This is a genomic window from Streptomyces tuirus (assembly GCF_014701095.1).
Classification (GTDB): Bacteria; Actinomycetota; Actinomycetes; order Streptomycetales; family Streptomycetaceae; genus Streptomyces; species Streptomyces tuirus.
Genome location: NZ_AP023439.1, coordinates 6,225,505 through 6,241,414, shown reverse-complemented (window position 1 = coordinate 6,241,414; position 15,910 = coordinate 6,225,505). Strand labels below are relative to the sequence as shown.

Annotated in this window: 15 protein-coding genes; 12 read left to right on the top strand and 3 right to left on the bottom strand. The window is 73.4% G+C overall.

Features of this window, described 5'->3' with window-relative positions; all coding sequences use genetic code 11:
• Positions 1-30: 30 nt before the first annotated feature.
• The 5 genes from IGS69_RS28380 to IGS69_RS28360 all read left to right on the top strand — a co-directional run bounded on the left by IGS69_RS28380 (position 31) and on the right by IGS69_RS28360 (position 5,957).
• Positions 31-900: an ABC transporter ATP-binding protein gene (locus IGS69_RS28380; protein ID WP_190903323.1), complete on the top strand. Its 870-nt coding sequence runs from the start codon at positions 31-33 to the stop codon at positions 898-900.
• Positions 897-1,877, top strand: coding sequence for an ABC transporter substrate-binding protein (locus IGS69_RS28375; RefSeq protein ID WP_190903322.1), 981 nt, complete (start codon positions 897-899; stop codon positions 1,875-1,877). Before IGS69_RS28380 ends, IGS69_RS28375 begins: the two co-directional genes overlap by 4 nt.
• A gap of 8 nt (positions 1,878-1,885) precedes the next feature.
• Complete coding sequence (locus IGS69_RS28370; RefSeq protein ID WP_190903321.1) at positions 1,886-3,958, top strand: iron ABC transporter permease; 2,073 nt, start codon at positions 1,886-1,888, stop codon at positions 3,956-3,958.
• Positions 3,959-4,038: 80 nt separating this feature from the next.
• Positions 4,039-5,538: an APC family permease gene (locus IGS69_RS28365; protein WP_190903320.1), complete on the top strand. Its 1,500-nt coding sequence runs from the start codon at positions 4,039-4,041 to the stop codon at positions 5,536-5,538.
• A 2-nt stretch (positions 5,539-5,540) separates the two neighbouring features.
• On the top strand, positions 5,541-5,957 hold the full coding sequence (locus IGS69_RS28360; RefSeq protein WP_190903319.1) for a universal stress protein: 417 nt from the start codon (positions 5,541-5,543) through the stop codon (positions 5,955-5,957).
• On the opposite strand, the gene IGS69_RS28355 is transcribed toward IGS69_RS28360, so the two are convergent.
• Entirely contained in the window at positions 5,952-6,323 is a 372-nt protein-coding gene (locus IGS69_RS28355) for a (2Fe-2S) ferredoxin domain-containing protein (protein WP_190903318.1), read from the bottom strand. The genes IGS69_RS28360 and IGS69_RS28355 overlap by 6 nt on opposite strands.
• Positions 6,324-6,386: 63 nt before the next feature.
• On the bottom strand, positions 6,387-7,934 hold the full coding sequence (locus tag IGS69_RS28350; protein ID WP_232543664.1) for an IucA/IucC family protein: 1,548 nt from the start codon (positions 7,932-7,934) through the stop codon (positions 6,387-6,389).
• 105 nt (positions 7,935-8,039) lie between these two features.
• Here IGS69_RS28350 and IGS69_RS28345 point away from each other — a divergent pair, with 105 nt between their 5' ends.
• The 3 genes from IGS69_RS28345 to IGS69_RS28335 are packed head-to-tail and all read left to right on the top strand — an operon-like array spanning position 8,040 to position 11,635.
• The gene (locus IGS69_RS28345) at positions 8,040-9,533 is read left to right on the top strand and encodes an IucA/IucC family protein (protein WP_190903317.1); all 1,494 of its coding nucleotides are present in this window, start codon (positions 8,040-8,042) and stop codon (positions 9,531-9,533) included.
• A gap of 45 nt (positions 9,534-9,578) precedes the next feature.
• The gene (locus tag IGS69_RS28340; RefSeq protein WP_190903316.1) at positions 9,579-10,844 is read left to right on the top strand and encodes a VWA domain-containing protein; all 1,266 of its coding nucleotides are present in this window, start codon (positions 9,579-9,581) and stop codon (positions 10,842-10,844) included.
• The gene (locus tag IGS69_RS28335) at positions 10,844-11,635 is read left to right on the top strand and encodes a hypothetical protein (RefSeq protein WP_190903315.1); all 792 of its coding nucleotides are present in this window, start codon (positions 10,844-10,846) and stop codon (positions 11,633-11,635) included. Before IGS69_RS28340 ends, IGS69_RS28335 begins: the two co-directional genes overlap by 1 nt.
• Before the next feature lie 54 nt (positions 11,636-11,689).
• On the opposite strand, the gene IGS69_RS28330 is transcribed toward IGS69_RS28335, so the two are convergent.
• On the bottom strand, positions 11,690-12,316 hold the full coding sequence (locus tag IGS69_RS28330; RefSeq protein ID WP_190903314.1) for a winged helix-turn-helix transcriptional regulator: 627 nt from the start codon (positions 12,314-12,316) through the stop codon (positions 11,690-11,692).
• 85 nt (positions 12,317-12,401) lie between these two features.
• Between IGS69_RS28330 and IGS69_RS28325 the strand changes: the two genes are divergently transcribed.
• The 4 genes from IGS69_RS28325 (at position 12,402) to IGS69_RS28310 (ending at position 15,897) form a co-directional block, all read left to right on the top strand.
• Positions 12,402-13,610 (top strand): pyridoxal phosphate-dependent aminotransferase, encoded by a 1,209-nt coding sequence (locus IGS69_RS28325; protein ID WP_190903313.1) that lies wholly within the window; start codon positions 12,402-12,404, stop codon positions 13,608-13,610.
• 140 nt (positions 13,611-13,750) lie between these two features.
• Positions 13,751-14,314: a DUF2243 domain-containing protein gene (locus tag IGS69_RS28320; RefSeq protein ID WP_190903312.1), complete on the top strand. Its 564-nt coding sequence runs from the start codon at positions 13,751-13,753 to the stop codon at positions 14,312-14,314.
• Positions 14,311-15,180, top strand: a complete 870-nt coding sequence (locus IGS69_RS28315) for a cytochrome c oxidase assembly protein (protein WP_385862851.1) — start codon at positions 14,311-14,313, stop codon at positions 15,178-15,180. The genes IGS69_RS28320 and IGS69_RS28315 overlap by 4 nt, the downstream gene beginning before the upstream one ends.
• Before the next feature lie 81 nt (positions 15,181-15,261).
• Complete coding sequence (locus IGS69_RS28310) at positions 15,262-15,897, top strand: hypothetical protein (protein ID WP_190903310.1); 636 nt, start codon at positions 15,262-15,264, stop codon at positions 15,895-15,897.
• Positions 15,898-15,910 lie beyond the last annotated feature (13 nt).

The following is a 15,910-nucleotide window of genomic DNA, read 5'->3' as shown; positions in this document are numbered from 1 at the left end:
GCGATATTAGGTTAGGCTAACCTTCACCGCGTGAGATCTGGTGAAGAACCCGCCGGCGGATCGCGTCTGCGCGGGCATCAACTGTCGGCCACCGGCGTGACCGTGTCGTACGACGGCACGGATGTCGTGCACGACGCGGCGATCGCGCTGCTGCCCGGTGAGGTGACCGTCCTGGTCGGCCCCAACGGCAGCGGCAAGTCGACGCTGCTGCGGACCATCGCCCGGTTGCAGCGGGCCCGCCGCGCCGAGCTCAGGATCGACGGCGACACCGACGGCCTCGCCCTGACCGCCCGGGAGTTCGCGCGGTACGTGGCCCTGCTGACGCAGGGCCGCCCCACGCCCAGCGGGCTGACCGTGCGCGATGTCGTCGAGTTCGGCCGCTACCCCTACCGGGGCCGCTTCGGCCGCCCGGACCCGGACGCCACGGCCGCGGTGGAGCGGGCGCTCGCGCTGACCGGGGTCACCGACCTCGCCGAGCGCGGCGCGGACCACCTCTCCGGCGGGCAGTTGCAGCGGGTCTGGCTCGCGAGCTGCCTCGCGCAGGAGACCGGCGTGCTGCTGCTGGACGAGCCGACGACCTATCTCGACCTGCGCTACCAGATCGAACTCCTCGACCTCGTCCGCGACCTGGCGGACGACCACGGGATCGCCGTCGGGGTCGTGCTGCACGACCTCGACCAGGCGGCGGCCCTGGCCGACCGGATCACGCTGCTCGAAGCGGGCCGGATCGTCGCCGACGGCCGGCCCGAGGACGTCCTGACCCCGCAGCGGCTGACCGCCGTCTACGGCATCCGGATCGACGTCGACACCGACCCCCACACCGGCCGGCTGCGGACCCGCCCGATCGGCCGGCACCACACCCGCACCACCCGAAGCGAAAGGCTCGGCACCACCTCATGAGACGTCTCCTGCTCACCGCGGCCACCACCACCGCCGCGGCGCTCACCCTCGCCGCCTGCGGCACCACCGAGCCGGCCGCCGACAGCACCGGGAAGACCTCCGGGGCCATCAGCCTCACTGACTCCACCGGCGCGAAGGTCACGCTGGACGGCCCGGCGAAGAAGGTCGTCGCCACCGAGTGGAACGAGGTCGAGAGCCTCATCACCCTCGGCGTCGACCCGGTCGGCGTCGCCGACGTCAAGGGCTACAAGACCTGGGACACCGCCGTCCCGCTGAAAAACGAGCCGAAGGACATCGGCACGCGCGGCGAGCCGAGCATGGACACCATCGCCTCGCTCTCCCCCGACCTCGTCGTGGCCAGTTCCGACCTGCCGGACGCGGCCGTCAAGCAGCTGCGGAAGATCGCCCCGGTGCTGGAGATCAAGTCGGCGGACGCCTCCGACCAGATCGGGCAGATGTTCACCAACCTCGACCTCATCGCCAAGGCCACCGGCACCACCGCCAAGGCGAAGACGGCCCGGAAGAACTTCGAGGCCAAGGTCGCCGAGGGCAAGAAGGCCCTCGCCGACGCCGAGCTCGACGGCACCGGCATCGCCTTCGCCGACGGCTATGTGACGTCCAATCAGGTCTCGCTGCGCCCGTACACCGACGGCTCCCTCATCGGCTCCGTCAACGAGCAGCTCGGCCTGAAGAACGCCTGGAAGGTGAAGGGCGACCCGGCCTACGGCCTCGGCACCACCGACGTCGAGGGCCTCACCGCCCTGCCGAAGGACGTGCGGTTCGCCTACATAGGCAACGACGGCGACAAGTCCAGCAACCCGTTCTCCGGGCAGCTGAAGAAGAACGCCGTGTGGACCTCCCTGCCGTTCGTGAAGGCGGACAAGGTGCACCGGCTGCCCGACGGCATCTGGATGTTCGGCGGTCCCGGGTCGATGGAGGCGTACATCGACGCCCTCGTCGGCGCGCTGACGAAGTAGCGCCGGTCATGGCCGTCACCGAAGCGCCCCCTGCCACCCGTCCGCCCGCGGCCGCGTCCCGGACCGGTGCGGCCGCGGTGACGGCCGCTCTCGTCCTCCTGGTCGCCGCCCTGGCCGTCGTCGACATCACCCAGGGCACCGCCGCCGTCGGACCGCGGCAGGTCCTCAAGGCCCTGACCGGACAGGCCGATCCGGGTGACGCCTCCGTGGTCGTCGCCTCCCGGCTGCCGCGGATGACCGCCGGCGTCCTGGTCGGCGTGGTCCTCGGCATCGCCGGCGCCGTCCTGCAGGCCGTCAGCCGCAATGTGCTCGCCTCGCCCGACACGCTCGCGGTGAACGCCGGTTCGTACCTGGCCCTCGGGCTGGTCGGCGCGAGCGGCGTCTCCCTGCCGCTGCTCGCCTCCTCCGGAGTGGCCTTCGCGGGCGGACTGGCGGCCGCGGCCGTCGTGCTCGCCCTGTCCGGCCTCGGCACGGGCACCGTGCGGCTGGTCCTCGCCGGCACCGCGCTGGCGCTGGGCCTCAACTCCGTGACGGAAGGGCTGCTGCTGCTGTTCCCGCAGCAGACGGAGGGCCTCTACCAGTGGAACCAGGGCAGCATCGGCCAGAACGGCTTCGACGGCGTCCTGCAGATGCTGCCCGTCGCGCTGACCGGGCTCGTCGGGCTGCTGCTGGTGGCGCGCCGGGTCGACGCGCTCGCCCTCGGGGACGACGCGGCGCGCGGTCTGGGCGTCCCGGTGCGCGCCACGCGCGTCACGGTGGTGGTGCTGGCGGCGCTGCTGTCCGCGGCGGCCGTCACGCTCGCCGGGCCGATCGGCTTCGTCGGCCTGTGCGCCCCGGCGCTGGTCCGTCCGCTCGCCCGCCGGTTCCGGGGCTTGGTCCGCGCCCGGGCGGTCCTGCCCGTGGCCGGTCTGGCCGGTGCCGGGCTGGTGCTCGGGTCGGACGTGGCGTTGCGGGCCCTCGTCCCGGCGGACACCGCGGTCGCCGTGCCGACGGGCATCGTCACCAGCCTGGTCGGTGCCGTCTTCCTGGTGGTGACGGCCCTGCGGCTGCGCGACACCGCCGGGGCCGAGGCGCCGGACCGGCTGCGCATCCCGAGCCGGGCGGCCTTCGTCGTCACCGTGGCCGCGCTCGTCGCCGCGGTCGTCGGCGTCACGCTGGCCGGCGTCCTGCTGGGTGACACCAAGCTGCTGCTCGGCGATGTCGCCAACTGGGCGCAGGGGCGGGCCGGACAGACCGTCACCTTCGTCCTGGACACGCGCGTGCCGCGGGTGCTGGCGGCCCTGTGCGCGGGCGGGGCCCTCGCCCTGGCCGGCACGCTGGTGCAGGCCGTGACCCGCAACCCCCTGGCGGAACCCGGAGTGCTGGGCGTCTCCGGCGGTGCCGCGCTGGGCGCCGTCGTGCTCGTCACCACCGTGCCCGCGGCCGGGTCCTGGGGCGTGGCGGGCGCCGCGTTCGGGGGTGCCGCGCTGGCCTCCGCGATCGTCTTCGGGCTCTCCGCCCGGGGCGGCTACCGGCAGAACCGGCTGGTCCTGGTCGGCATCGGCATGGCCGCCGGTTCCACGGCCCTGATCAGCCTGCTCATCGTGCTCACCGACCCGTTCAACGCCGTCAAGGCGCTGACCTGGCTGTCCGGTTCGACGTACGGGCGGACCACGGCGGACGTGCTGCCCGTCGCGCTGGTGCTGGCGCTGGGCCTGGCCGTCGCGGTCGCCCGCCGCACCGAGCTGGATCTCGTCTCCCTGGACGAGGACACCCCGCGGCTGCTCGGCCTCCGACTGCCCCGGGCCAGGCTGGGGTTCCTGGTGGTGGGCGTGCTGCTCGCGGCGACCGCCGTAGCCTCGGCCGGCACGATCGGCTTCGTGGGCCTGGTGGCGCCGCACGCGGCCCGTGCCCTGGTCGGCCGGCGGCATGTCCGGGTCGTACCCGTGGCCGTGCTGCTCGGCGCCGCGCTGGTCGGCACGGCCGATCTGCTCGGCCGCACCGTCATCGCCCCCGCCCAGCTGGGCGCGGGCCTGATGACCGCGGTGATCGGCACGCCGTACTTCCTGCACCTGCTGGTCCGCAGCCGGAGGGCGACATGAAGCCCTGAAAGGGCGTCAATAGCCCGAATGCCCCGAAACTCCCTGTTGTATGGATGCCTACACCACGGGAGCGAGGGTGCATGGCCAACGACATCACGGACTCGGGCCCGCCCCCTGAGGCGAGCCTGAAGCCCAACGCGATCGGGTTCGTCGACGCGCTGGTCATCGGGCTCAACGCGACCTCCCCCGCCTACTCCGTGGCGGCGGTCATCGGCCCGATCGTGGCGCTGGTGGGCATCTACGCCCCCGGGGTGATGCTCGCGTCGTTCGTGCCCATGCTGCTGATCGCGTCGGCGTTCTACTACCTCAACAAGGTCGACCAGGACTGCGGCACGACGTTCTCCTGGGTCACCCGCGCCATGGGACCGTGGGCGGGCTGGCTCGGCGGCTGGGCCATCACGATGACCGGCGTCCTGGTCGTCGGGTCGCTCGCGGACGTCGCGGTGACGTTCTTCCTGCTCGCTGTCGGCCTGGACAGCTGGGCCGACAACGACGTGGTGCGCCAGGTGCTGACGGTGCTGCTCATCCTGGTGATGACGGCCGTCTGCGTGATCGGCACCGAGATCTCGGCCAAGGTGCAGAACGTCCTCATCCTGGCCCAGGTCGCCTGCCTGCTCGCCTTCGCGGTGGTGGCGCTCTACCGCGTCTACGCCGGCACCGGCACCCTCGACTCCATCGACCCGGAGCTCGGCTGGCTCAACCCGTTCGGAGCCGGCGGGGCGTCCCTGACCGCGTCCCTGCTGCTGGGCGTGTTCATCTACTGGGGGTGGGAGTCCGCGGTCAACCTCACCGAGGAGGTCGAGGACTCGGCCACCGCCCCCGGCAAGGCGGCCGTCTGGTCGACGGTGCTGCTGCTGGTGACCTACCTCGCGGTCGCCTTCGCGGTCGTGGCCTACGCGGGGACGGACTACCTCGCCGAGAACGCGGCGGAGGAGGAGTTCATCTTCGCCCTGCTCGCCGAGGAGGCCATGGGCGACTGGGACTGGGTGGTGCTGCTGGCGGTCTCGACGTCGGCGCTCGCCTCCACCCAGACGACGATCATCCCGGCGTCGCGCACGGGCCTGTCGATGGCCCGCCGGCACGCCCTGCCCGCGCACTTCGGCCGCATCCACCCGCGGTTCCGCACGCCCGACGTGAGCACCTGGTGGGTCGCCGGCATCGCCATCGCCTGGTACCTCGTCCTCTACCACGTCAGCGAGAACGCCCTCTTCGACTCCCTCACCGCCCTGTCCCTGCTGATCGCCTTCTACTACGCGCTCACGGGTCTGGCCTGTGCGGTCTACTACCGCCGTCAACTGACCCACAGCGCCCGCAACTTCTTCCTCATCGGCCTCGGTCCGCTCATCGGCGCGGGGCTGCTGGCCTGGCTGCTGGTGGAATCCGTGGCGGACATGTCCGACCCCGCGAACTCCTACAGCGGCGTCTCGTGGTTCGGGCTCGGTCCGCCGCTCGTCATCGGCATCGGCGTCTTCGTCGCGGGCGTGATCCTCATGGTCGTGTGGCGGCTGATGGCGCCCGCCTTCTGGTCGGAACAGCCGAGTGTGGTCGACCCGGCCCTCGTCGACGGCAAGGAGTCCTGAAGATGTCGCTGGTCCTCGGATACGACGAGTCCCCGGGCGCCCGGCGGGCCCTGGGCGTGGCCATCGAGGTGGCGACCGCCTTCGACGAGCCCCTGGTGATCGTCTACGGCGCCGCCGCCCCCGGTCTCCCGGGCGAGGAGTACGGCGCTCATCACGAGGCCGTCCGCGAGGCCGGCAGCACCGCGCTCGGACATGCGGTCCAGGTGGCCGAGGAGGCCGGTGTGCGGACGTCGGTGGAGCTCATCGACGAGCGGCCCGCGCAGGCGCTGATCGAGGCCGCGGCCCGCCATGGGGCCCGGGTGATCGTGGTGGGCACCTGGGGTGAGAGCCCGGTGCGCGGGGCGCTGCTGGGCTCGACTCCGCACAAGCTGCTGCACCTGTCGAGGGTGCCCGTGCTGTGTGTGCCCGCCGTGTCATGAGCCGTCGGAGCGGCGCCGCGCGAGCGGTGTGAAGACGTACAGGCCGAGGATGCCGGGCAGGGGCGCGACGCCTGGACCGCCCTCCCGGACCCAGGAGACGACGTCCTCGGTCGCCGCCGGGTCGTTGACCAGGCCCAGCCACACCGGCCGGCCTCCGGCGGCCCGGCCCGCCGCGGAGGGCTGGACGACGACGACATTGGCCTGGTCGCAGACGTCGAGGCAGGCGGAGACGCGCACCGGTGCCGCCTCGCGCAGGCGCTCGGTCTGGGCGGCGTGATCGACGCCGGTGACCTTGGGACTGCCGCAGCAGCAGTCCCGGCAGACGACGATGCGGCAGGGAACCCCTGCGTCCGGCGTCGCGGACATGCCGCACCCTCCCTCTCCAGCCGTTGTGATCATCATTTCACGCGGGGGTCCGGCCCCAACGGATCAGGCCCCGTCCGCGAGCGGGTTGGGCAGCGGCCGGTAGCGGGCATCGGCGCCGTCCGCGCCGGTCCAGCGCAGCAGCAGGTTGGTCTTGGCGGGCAGGGACGGTGAGGTGAGCAGGGCGGGGACCTCGGGAAGACCGTGGCGGGCGAACGCGCGGCGGGCGGCGGGCCAGGGGTCGAAACCGGGGTGCCGTGCGGTGAGGGCGCCGGCGATCTCGACGAGGTGGTTCACGACCAGGCAGTACACGAGCCGCTCCCAGCCGGCCTGCCGCGTCACGTCCGGCAGCAGTTTCACGCCCTCGGCGTCCCGGTACAGCGCCTGCACCGGCAGGCCGCCGGCGTCGACGGCGACCAGGGTGTTCTGCAGGTGGGCCTCGATGACGACGCCGTGCCCGAACGCCGTCAGCGCCGGGGGCACGACCTGGGCCAGGTAGGCCTCCCACCAGGCGGCGGGGTCGGGGGTCCGGTCGAGCGGACTGCCGTCGAAGCCCTCGACGAGTCCGGCGGCGAGCAGCGGGGTCGCGCCGGGCCGGAGGTGGTCGCCGAAGCCGTCGCGGACGAGGACGGCGAGGGCCTCGAAGGCGAAGTCGGCGGTGCGGTACCCGCGGTCGCCGAGCCAGGCCGGGGGCCCGTCGAACGTCGCGAAGGCGGCGCACACGGCAGCGTCCGTCCGGCGCAGGGCGAGCAGGTCGTGACGCCACAGCCGGCGGATGTCATTGGTGATGCGCACGTCGAGGCTGAACTTGAGGAAGAGGTCGTGCCCGGGCGCGTAGAGCGTGCGGATCGCGGCCGTGGGCCAGGTGTCGAAGGCGGTCGTGCCGAGCCGGATCAGCCTGCCGTCCGCGAAGGCGGCCGCGAGTCCGGGGGCGGCCAGGTCGAGCTGCCAGGGGTGGGCCGGGAGCAGGCGGTAGCCGGGCGGGGCCGTGCCGAGGGCGTCGAGGGCGGAGGTGTCGCCCTCCTCGACGACGGTGTCCTCGCGGAGTCCGAGCAGGGCCAGGGGAAAGCGGGCGTACGCCTCGGGCGCGTACGGCAGCCAGCGGGCGGCCGGCCCGCCGCCGCGCGCCTTGGGGGCCGGGTGGTGGGTGTGGCCGGTGAGGAGGGACTGCTCGGAGCGCCGGTAGAGGTCGTCGGGCGGAGTGGCCCGGGAGCGGGCGGCGAGCAGGGCGGCCACGGCCTCCCGGCTGTCGAGCATCTCGGCGGGCAGTTCGTGGTTGGACGACCCGGTGTGCCGGCGCAGTTCCTCGGCGACGAGTTCGACCAGCTCGGTGTGGCCGACGCGGTGCCAGGCGCCGGCCCGGTGGAGCTCCGGTTCGGCGGGCCGCCGGGTACCGCGCACCCGCAGCAGACGGTCCCCGCCGGGCAGCCGGTAGACATGGTGCTCGCCCTCCTGACGGACCGGACGGGCCACCTCCCGCAGCAGGCAGTTCAGCAGGGGCACGGCGGCGTACGCGTCGGCGAGAGCGGCGACGGACGGGCCGTCGCCGCGGGCGGAGTCGCCGTGGGCCGAGTCGTCGTCGGCGGGCGGGGGCATGAGGTCCACGCGTTCCACTCGTCCCTACGGTCCTTCCAGCGTTCGGGCGGAGATGATCAGTATGTCGGTCGTCGCCATTGCGCTGTGAGTTCGTACCCGCACTCGTACCCGAGGAGCCCGCCCGTGCACCGTCCCCCCACCGCCGAGACCGAGGTCGCCGACGAGCTGTCCGTCGTGCGGCCGGGTCTCCTGGCGCGGTACGAGGCCGAACTGCCCGGCGCACGGGCGGCCGTGCTGTCCCGGCTGTGGCGCGGTCTCGCCCACGATCCACTGCCCTGGGTCGTCCGCCGCGAGCAGGGCGGGGACGGGCTGACGCTGTTCCTGCGGGACGGCCGCCGGCTGCACGGCCCCCGGCCGGATCCGTACGCGACCGGCGCGTACGTCACCGTCGTACGGCTGGACGAGAGGGCCTACGAGGATCCTGCGCGGCTGATGACGGACCTCGCCGTACCGCACTCCGCCTCCTTCGCCGCCGAGCTCGGCCACAGCGTCGCCTCGTCGGCGCTGTCCCGCGCGGGGCAGGAGGGCGACCGGGGCGACTGGCCGGAGCACGACTGGCAGTGGGAGCAGCGGATCGTCGACGGACACCCGTTCCATCCGACGTGCCGGTCCCGGCCGGGCTTCTCGGTGGCCGAGCAGCTCGCCTACGGGCCCGAGCACCGGCCGGTCGTGGAGCTGGGGCTGGTGCCGGTGCGGGCGCAGGAGTGCCTGGTGACGGGCGTGTGGCCGGACGAGCTGCGGGACGGGGGGCGGGTGGTGCTGCCGGTGCACCCGTGGCAGGCGGCGCATGTGCTGAAGCGGACCTGCGAGGAGCGCAGCCCCGCGCATCCGCTGATGTCCCTGCGGACGCTGGCGCTGCCGGGCGGGCCGCATGTGAAGACCTCGCTGAGCGCCCGGCTGACGTCCTCGGTGCGGGACATCTCCCTGCCCTCGGTCGCCGCGTCGGCGATGCTGTCGGACTTCGCGGGGACGCCCGCGGCGCGCACGGACGGCCTGCTGCACGTCACCCGCACGCTCGGCGCGGCGGCGGCCGGCTCCCCCGACTTCGCGGCCGTCCTGCGGGAATCGCCCGAGACGTACGCCGGCAGCGGCGAACGGGTCCTGCCGGTGGCGGCGCTCGCCACCACCGCCCTTCCCGGCTCTCCCGCCTGGTTGGCCGGGTTCACCCGGCTCGCCCTCACCGTCGGGCTGCGGCTGCTGGAGCTGGGCGTGGCGCTGGAAGCCCACGGACAGAACCTTCTGGTGGTCCTCTCCGCGACGGGCGAGCCGCTGCGTCTGGTCTACCGCGACCTGGCCGACATCCGGGTCAGCCCGGCCCGCCTCGCCCGGCACGGCATCACGGTGCCCGAGCTGCCCGCCCGTATGGTCACCGACGACGAACGCGCCCTTCGGCGCAAGCTGTTCGGGTCGCTCGTGGCGGGCGCGCTGGCCGGCACGGCCGGGTCGGCCCCGGCGCTCGCGGCGGCGCTGGAGACGGCCGTACGGGACCTGCCGCGCACTGCGGACTTCGCGGCGCTGTGCGCGCAGCCCCTGCCCACCAAGGCTCTGACGCTGATGCGGCTCTCGCCGCAGACGCCCGGGGACCAGTGGGCACAACTGCCCAATCCGCTGCGGTGAACCGGCGTTTTGGAGCCGGAGCGGGGGGATCACTAGGATCCGCCGATGATCATAAGAACACGGCTGGCGACAGGGGTCTGTGCCCTGCTCGCCGCGCTGACGGCCGGGCTCGCCTTCCCGGCCGGGGCGGCCGCCGGTGAACCCACGGGCCGAGACGCCCCCAAGGTCGACCTCGTCCTCGATGTGAGCGGCTCGATGCGGGCGCGGGACATCGACGGCCAGTCGCGGATGGCCGCCGCCAAGCAGGCGTTCAACGAGGTGCTCGACGCGACGCCGGAGGAGGTCGAGCTCGGCATCCGCACCCTCGGCGCCGACTATCCGGGCGACGACCGGAAGACGGGCTGCAAGGACACCGCGCAGCTCTATCCGGTCGGCCCGCTCGACCGCACCGAGGCCAAGACGGCCGTCGCCACGCTCACCCCGACGGGCTGGACGCCGATCGGCCCGGCCCTGCTGAAGGCGGCCGGCGACCTGGACGGCGGTGACGGCTCCAAGCGCATCGTGCTGATCAGCGACGGCGAGGACACCTGCGCCCCGCTCGACCCGTGCGAGGTGGCCCGCGAGATCGCGGCCAAGGGCATCGGCCTGACCATCGACACCCTGGGCCTGGTCCCGACCGCCAAGCTGAGCCGGCAGCTGAGCTGCATCGCCGAGGCCACCGGCGGCACCTACACCTCGGTCGAGCACCAGGACGAACTCACCGACCGGGTGAACCAGTTGGTGGACCGGGCGGCCGATCCGGTGGTGACGCCGGTGCCGGCGGAGGGCGCCGGCCGGTGCGCGGGGGCGCCGACGCTGAAGTCGGGCCTGTACACCGACCGCGAGGAGTTCGGGCAGCAGCGCTTCTACCGGGTGGACGTGCGGCCGGGGCAGGAGCTGCGCGCCTCGGTGAGCGTGGCGGCGGACCGGGCCGTGAACCCCGGCTACGGCGTGCTGATGCGGGCCGTGACGTCCAAGGGCCGTGAGATCGTGCGCGGCGAGGCGGCGGGCAACGGCCGCACCGACGTGATCTCGACGGGGCTGCGCTACCCGAAGGCCGGGAGCGACGACGAGGACGCTCCCGCGGAGGCGGTCTGCCTCGCCGTCTCGCACTCCTTCTCGGCGGCCTCCGGCGTGAAGGCCACGCCCGGTCTGCCGCTGGAGCTGACGGTGGACGTCGTGGACGCCCCGGGCGAGGCGGGCGACGTGGCCGCCTTCGGCCTCGGCCGCGGCTGGTGGCTGCTGGGCGTGCTGATCCTCACCGGCTTCCTCGCCGGTCTCGTCTGGGGCTGGCTGTCGCGCTGGCGGGTCGCGGTCTGGAGGACCAACTGATGCGAGTGGCACGAGCGTTGAGCGCGGCGTTGCTGACCCTCGGCCTGGCGGCCGCCCCGGCCGCGGCCGACGCCTCACCGAGTCCGTCCCCGGGCGACGCCTCGGCCCCGGCACAGGCCGGTACGTCGTTCCGTACGGCCACGGAGATCGAGCAGGGGCAGCGGGCCACGGCGAGCGGCTCCACGGGCGACTACCTGTACTGGTCGTTCCCCGCCGACACCGGGCAGCGTCCCACCGTCGAGGCGACGGTGAAGCTGCCGGAGACCCACGCCCCGCAGACCTGGCAGATCGACGTCTACGACGGTCTGCGCCGCCGCCAGGCGTGCCAGTACGGGGCGCAGACGCGCACCACCGCGGCGGGCACGTCCTCGGTCGAACTGGCCTGTGTGCTGCGCACGGTCCGCGCATGGTCGGAGCCGTGGGCCAACGACCCGCTGCCGGGTACCTACTACGTCCGGCTGACCGCGACCGGCGTCACCACCGCCGACCTCGGTCTCCCGGTCGGGAGCGAAGTGCGGGTGGACTCCAGGGACATCGGCGGATCGGCGGCCGTGGACGGCTCGCTCGCCGAGCCGCTGGTGCCGGGTGTCGCCACCAAGCCCGCGAAGGAGCAGGAGGACGCGGCGGTGCTGGCCGGTCTGGAACCCGAGGACGGCTGGGCGTCCGGCTGGTGGTCGGACCGCTGGGTGTGGACCGCGATCGGCGGGATCCTGGCCGCCCTCGCGGGAGCCGGCGGGTACGCGCTGACGCGCGGGACGGGACGGCCGTCCCGGGTGCCGCCGGGGGCCTGACCCTGCACACCGCCTGATCACCTCTCAGAAGGCCCGCCTCGCGCGGGCCTTCTCTCATTCCTCGCGCAGCGCCTTGGCCAGCGTGCCCTCGCCGCTCACCTCGACCCGGCCCTCCCGCACGGCCCGGGAGAGGCTCAGTTCCCCCCGGCCGAGAGCCGTGCAGGTGGCGGTGTCCAGGACCAGCCGGGCGTCCGGTTCCCCCGGGGCGGGACCGTCGCCGTACACGGGACCCTCCTCGGCGCCGGCGTACAGATGGAACAGGCCTTCCTCCAGGCGGACTTCGACGAGCCCCTCGCCGTCCAGCAGGCGCAGCAGCGGCAGGGCGAACCAGTGGGCCCGGACCGCGTCCGTCGGCCGGCGTTCCCCGAGCTCGGCCTGCCCCCACTCCCCCAGCGCCTGGAGCACGGGCAGCAACTTCCTTCCGCGGGGCGTGACTTCGTACACGTACGCCGCACCGGGGGGCGGCAGCCGGCGCCGGGTCGCGAGGCCGTCGCGCTCCATGTCCTTCAGCCGCGAGGCGAGGACGTCGGTGCTGACGCCGGGCAGGTCCGCGTGCAGGTCGGTGTAGCGCCGGGGACCGGCGAGGAGCTCCCGGACGATCAGCAGGGTCCAGCGGTCACCGACGACGTCGAGCGCACGGGCGGCGGAGCAGTACTGGTCGTAGCTTCGGCGAGGTGGCATGCGACGCAGTCTAGACAAGTTGTTGGACTTTCCAAGCGCGTACTTGGTAAAACCAAGCAACACGATCGGCAGAGGAGAGCGGCGCATGGAGTTCCGGCAGTCGAGCAAACTCAGCGAGGTCTGCTACGAGATCCGCGGCCCGGTGATCGAGCACGCCAACGCGCTGGAGGAGGCGGGCCACAGCGTGCTGCGGCTGAACACCGGCAATCCCGCGCTCTTCGGGTTCGAGGCGCCGGAGGAGATCCTCCAGGACATGATCCGGATGCTGCCCCAGGCGCACGGCTACACCGATTCGCGCGGCATCCTCTCCGCCCGCCGGGCCGTGGCCCAGCGGTACCAGACGCTCGGTCTGGAGGTCGGCGTCGACGACGTCTTCCTCGGCAACGGCGTCTCGGAACTGGTGTCGATGGCCGTGCAGGCGCTCATCGAGGACGGCGACGAGATCCTCGTTCCCGCGCCGGACTTCCCCCTGTGGACGGCGGTGACGACCCTCGCGGGCGGCAAGGCGGTCCACTACCTGTGTGACGAGCAGGCCGACTGGTACCCCGACCTCGACGACATGGCGTCGAAGATCACCGACCGTACGAAGGCGGTCGTGATCATCAACCCGAACAACCCCACCGGCGCGGTCTACCCCAAGGAGATCGTCGAGGGCATCCTCGACCTCGCCCGGCGGCACGGCCTCATGGTCTTCGCCGACGAGATCTACGACCAGATCCTCTACGACGACGCCGTCCACCACTCGGCCGCGGCCCTCGCCCCCGATCTGGTGGTTCTCACGTTCTGCGGCCTGTCCAAGACCTACCGCGTGGCGGGCTTCCGCTCCGGCTGGCTGGTGGTGACGGGGCCGCGGCAGCACGCCAGGGACTATCTGGAGGGCCTCACCATGCTGGCCTCCATGCGGCTGTGCGCCAACGCGCCCGCGCAGTACGCCATCCAGGCCGCGCTCGGTGGCCGGCAGTCCATCCGCGAACTGACCGCGCCCGGCGGCCGGCTGCACGAACAGCGCACCGTGGCCTGGGAGAAGCTGAACGAGATCCCCGGTGTGACCTGCGTGAAGCCGAAGGGCTCGCTCTACGCCTTCCCGCGCCTCGACCCCAAGGTCCACAAGATCCACGACGACGAGAAGTTCGTCCTGGACCTGCTGCTGCGGGAGAAGATCCAGGTCGTCCAGGGCACCGGCTTCAACTGGCCGGCGCCGGACCACTTCCGCATCCTGACGCTGCCGCACGCGGAGGACCTGGAGGCGGCGGTCGGCCGGATCGGGCGGTTCCTGGGCGGCTACCGGCAGTAGGCACCGAGCGTTCCCCGGACTCAGCGGGGACGGCCGGAAAGGGTCTTTGAGCCGGATGGGGGCCGAGCGCAGGGCGTGAGCGCCGCGCAGAAGGGAACGTCGTCCTCGGTCCTTCCCCCAGGCAGGAGCGGAGACGAGTGATGGCCACCACGCAAGGTGAAGCCCGGGTCGGCACCCCACGACCGGCGGACCTCCGATTGCCGGGCATCGTGCTCGGAGTCGGGATGGGCGGGTTCGCCGACGGCATCCTGCTGCACCAGTTGCTCCAGTGGCACCACATGCTCTCCAGCACCAACCAGGACCGCATCGGGGTGAAGTACTACAACCCCCACACCGTCTCCGGCCTGGAGATGAACACCCTGTGGGACGGCGTCTTCCACACCGTGTGCTGGCTGGCGGTCCTGCTCGGGCTGGCCGTGCTGTACGCGCGGGTCACCCACGACCGGCGGCGGGTGTGGACCTCCCGGGTTCTGTGGGGCTGGATGCTCGTCGGCTGGGGCCTGTTCAACCTTGTGGAGGGCGTCCTGGACCACCACGTCCTCGGCATCCACCACGTCTACGCCGGAGAGGGTCAGGTGTGGTGGGACATCGGCTTCCTCGCCCTGGGCGCCCTGCTGGTCGCCGGCGGCCACCTGCTCCGGCGAAGCGGCCGGCCCTTCGACCCCGGTGCGGCCGCCGGCCGGCATGAGGGCCTGCACGGCTGATGGGCCACCACCCGCACGGGCACGGGCACGCCGCGGGCGGCGGCACCCCGGACTGGCTGCCGCCGGCGCTCCTGCTGCTCGTCGCCTCCGGCGTCTATCTGCTGCTCGTCCGCCGGGCGTGCCTGCGCAATCCGGTCCTCGGCTGGAGCCGGTGGCGGACCGGCTGTTTCCCGGGCGGGATCCTCCTGCTCGGCGTCGCGCTGCTGCCGCCCGTAGCACCCTTCGCCCACGAGGACTTCCGCGGGCACATGGTCCAGCACCTCCTCATCGGCATGTATGCGCCGCTCGCACTGGTCCTGGCCGCCCCCGTCACGCTCCTGCTGCGCACCCTGCCCGCGTCCGGGGGCCGGCGCCTGACCGCGGTGCTGCACAGTCCGCCCGCCCGCGTGATCGCCCACCCGGCGGTCGCGCTGACGCTCTCCACGGGCAGCCTCGCGGTGCTCTACTTCACCCCCCTGTACAACGCGATCACGGCCGACCCGGCGGCGCACTGGCTGCTGCACGCGCACTTCCTGCTCTCCGGATGCCTGTTCGCCCACGCCGTCGCCGGCCCCGACCCGGCCCCCGCCCGGCCGGGGGTCAGGGCCCGGCTGGCCTACCTGGGCATCGGGATCGCGGCCCACGCCGTGATCTCCCAGTTGATGTACGGCGGCTTCTGGGTCGACATCCACGCGCCGATCGACCAGGTGCAGGGCGGCGCCGAGATCATGTACTACGGCGGCGACCTGGCCGAACTGTTGCTGGCCGCGGCGTTGGTGGCCACCTGGCGGCCCGAGCCCCGGCGCGCGGCGGGCCGGAGTGCGGCGGGCCGGGGTGCGGCGGGGCGGGGAGTCGTCCCGGCCCGGAATGTCAGTGGCGGGTCGTAGCCTTCGAGCAGGTGGGGCCTGGAGCCCCCATGGTGGGGCGTAGCGCCCCTGGGCCCGTCGCCGGCCGGAGAGGAGCATCCCGTGACCCGACCGCCGACCGCCGCGCAGCGGCGCGTCATCGACGCCGCCGACCCCGTCACCGGGCGGCTCCGCGGCACGGAGTCGCAGCTCACGGCGCTGGTGAAGCGGGGACTCGCCTTCCGCCACCCCCGGCCGCCGCACGATCACTTCCTGACGCCGGAGGGGCACCGGGTGCGGCAGGGCATCACACAGGCGCCCGAGCCGGCCGGGCCCGGGGAGGCACCCGCCTCGACCGGGGTGTTCGCCGCCCGCGTCGGCGGCGAGGAGGCCGCCGCGGATGCCGGGCCCGCCCGGCGCCGGGAGGTGCACAGCGCCTGGCAGGGGCTGCTGGAGCTGCGCCGGATGACCAACCCGGGCGGGGACGTGGACCGGCCGTGCGGCTGGGAGCGTGCGCATCTGGTGCGGGCCGCCGCGCTGGCGCTGGAGGCCGCCGGGCACGCTCCGGCGGGGATGGAGGGCCCGGGGTATCGCGTGCGGGAGACCCCGCAGCCGGAGGCCGTCGCCGTCCACGAGCCGGACGGCGAGGCACTGCGGGCCTGCGCGGTCACCCTGGAACGGGCAGGCTGGCAGGTGAGCGAACACCGCGAGCCGCGCGGCGGGACCCGGTATCTGCTGGCTTCGCCGCGCCGGGCGTGATGGGCATGCCAAG

What these genes read in the sequence shown, in the direction of transcription:
- IGS69_RS28375 (WP_190903322.1), top strand. Translation starts at nt 897, where the DNA reads ATGAGACGTCTCCTGCTCACCGCGGCCACCACCACCGCCGCGGCGCTC.
- IGS69_RS28370 (WP_190903321.1), top strand. Translation starts at nt 1,886, where the DNA reads ATGGCCGTCACCGAAGCGCCCCCTGCCACCCGTCCGCCCGCGGCCGCG.
- IGS69_RS28365 (WP_190903320.1), top strand. Translation starts at nt 4,039, where the DNA reads ATGGCCAACGACATCACGGACTCGGGCCCGCCCCCTGAGGCGAGCCTG.
- IGS69_RS28360 (WP_190903319.1), top strand. Translation starts at nt 5,541, where the DNA reads ATGTCGCTGGTCCTCGGATACGACGAGTCCCCGGGCGCCCGGCGGGCC.
- IGS69_RS28355 (WP_190903318.1), bottom strand. Translation starts at nt 6,323, where the DNA reads ATGTCCGCGACGCCGGACGCAGGGGTTCCCTGCCGCATCGTCGTCTGC.
- IGS69_RS28340 (WP_190903316.1), top strand. Translation starts at nt 9,579, where the DNA reads ATGATCATAAGAACACGGCTGGCGACAGGGGTCTGTGCCCTGCTCGCC.
- IGS69_RS28335 (WP_190903315.1), top strand. Translation starts at nt 10,844, where the DNA reads ATGCGAGTGGCACGAGCGTTGAGCGCGGCGTTGCTGACCCTCGGCCTG.
- IGS69_RS28330 (WP_190903314.1), bottom strand. Translation starts at nt 12,316, where the DNA reads ATGCCACCTCGCCGAAGCTACGACCAGTACTGCTCCGCCGCCCGTGCG.
- IGS69_RS28325 (WP_190903313.1), top strand. Translation starts at nt 12,402, where the DNA reads ATGGAGTTCCGGCAGTCGAGCAAACTCAGCGAGGTCTGCTACGAGATC.
- IGS69_RS28320 (WP_190903312.1), top strand. Translation starts at nt 13,751, where the DNA reads ATGGCCACCACGCAAGGTGAAGCCCGGGTCGGCACCCCACGACCGGCG.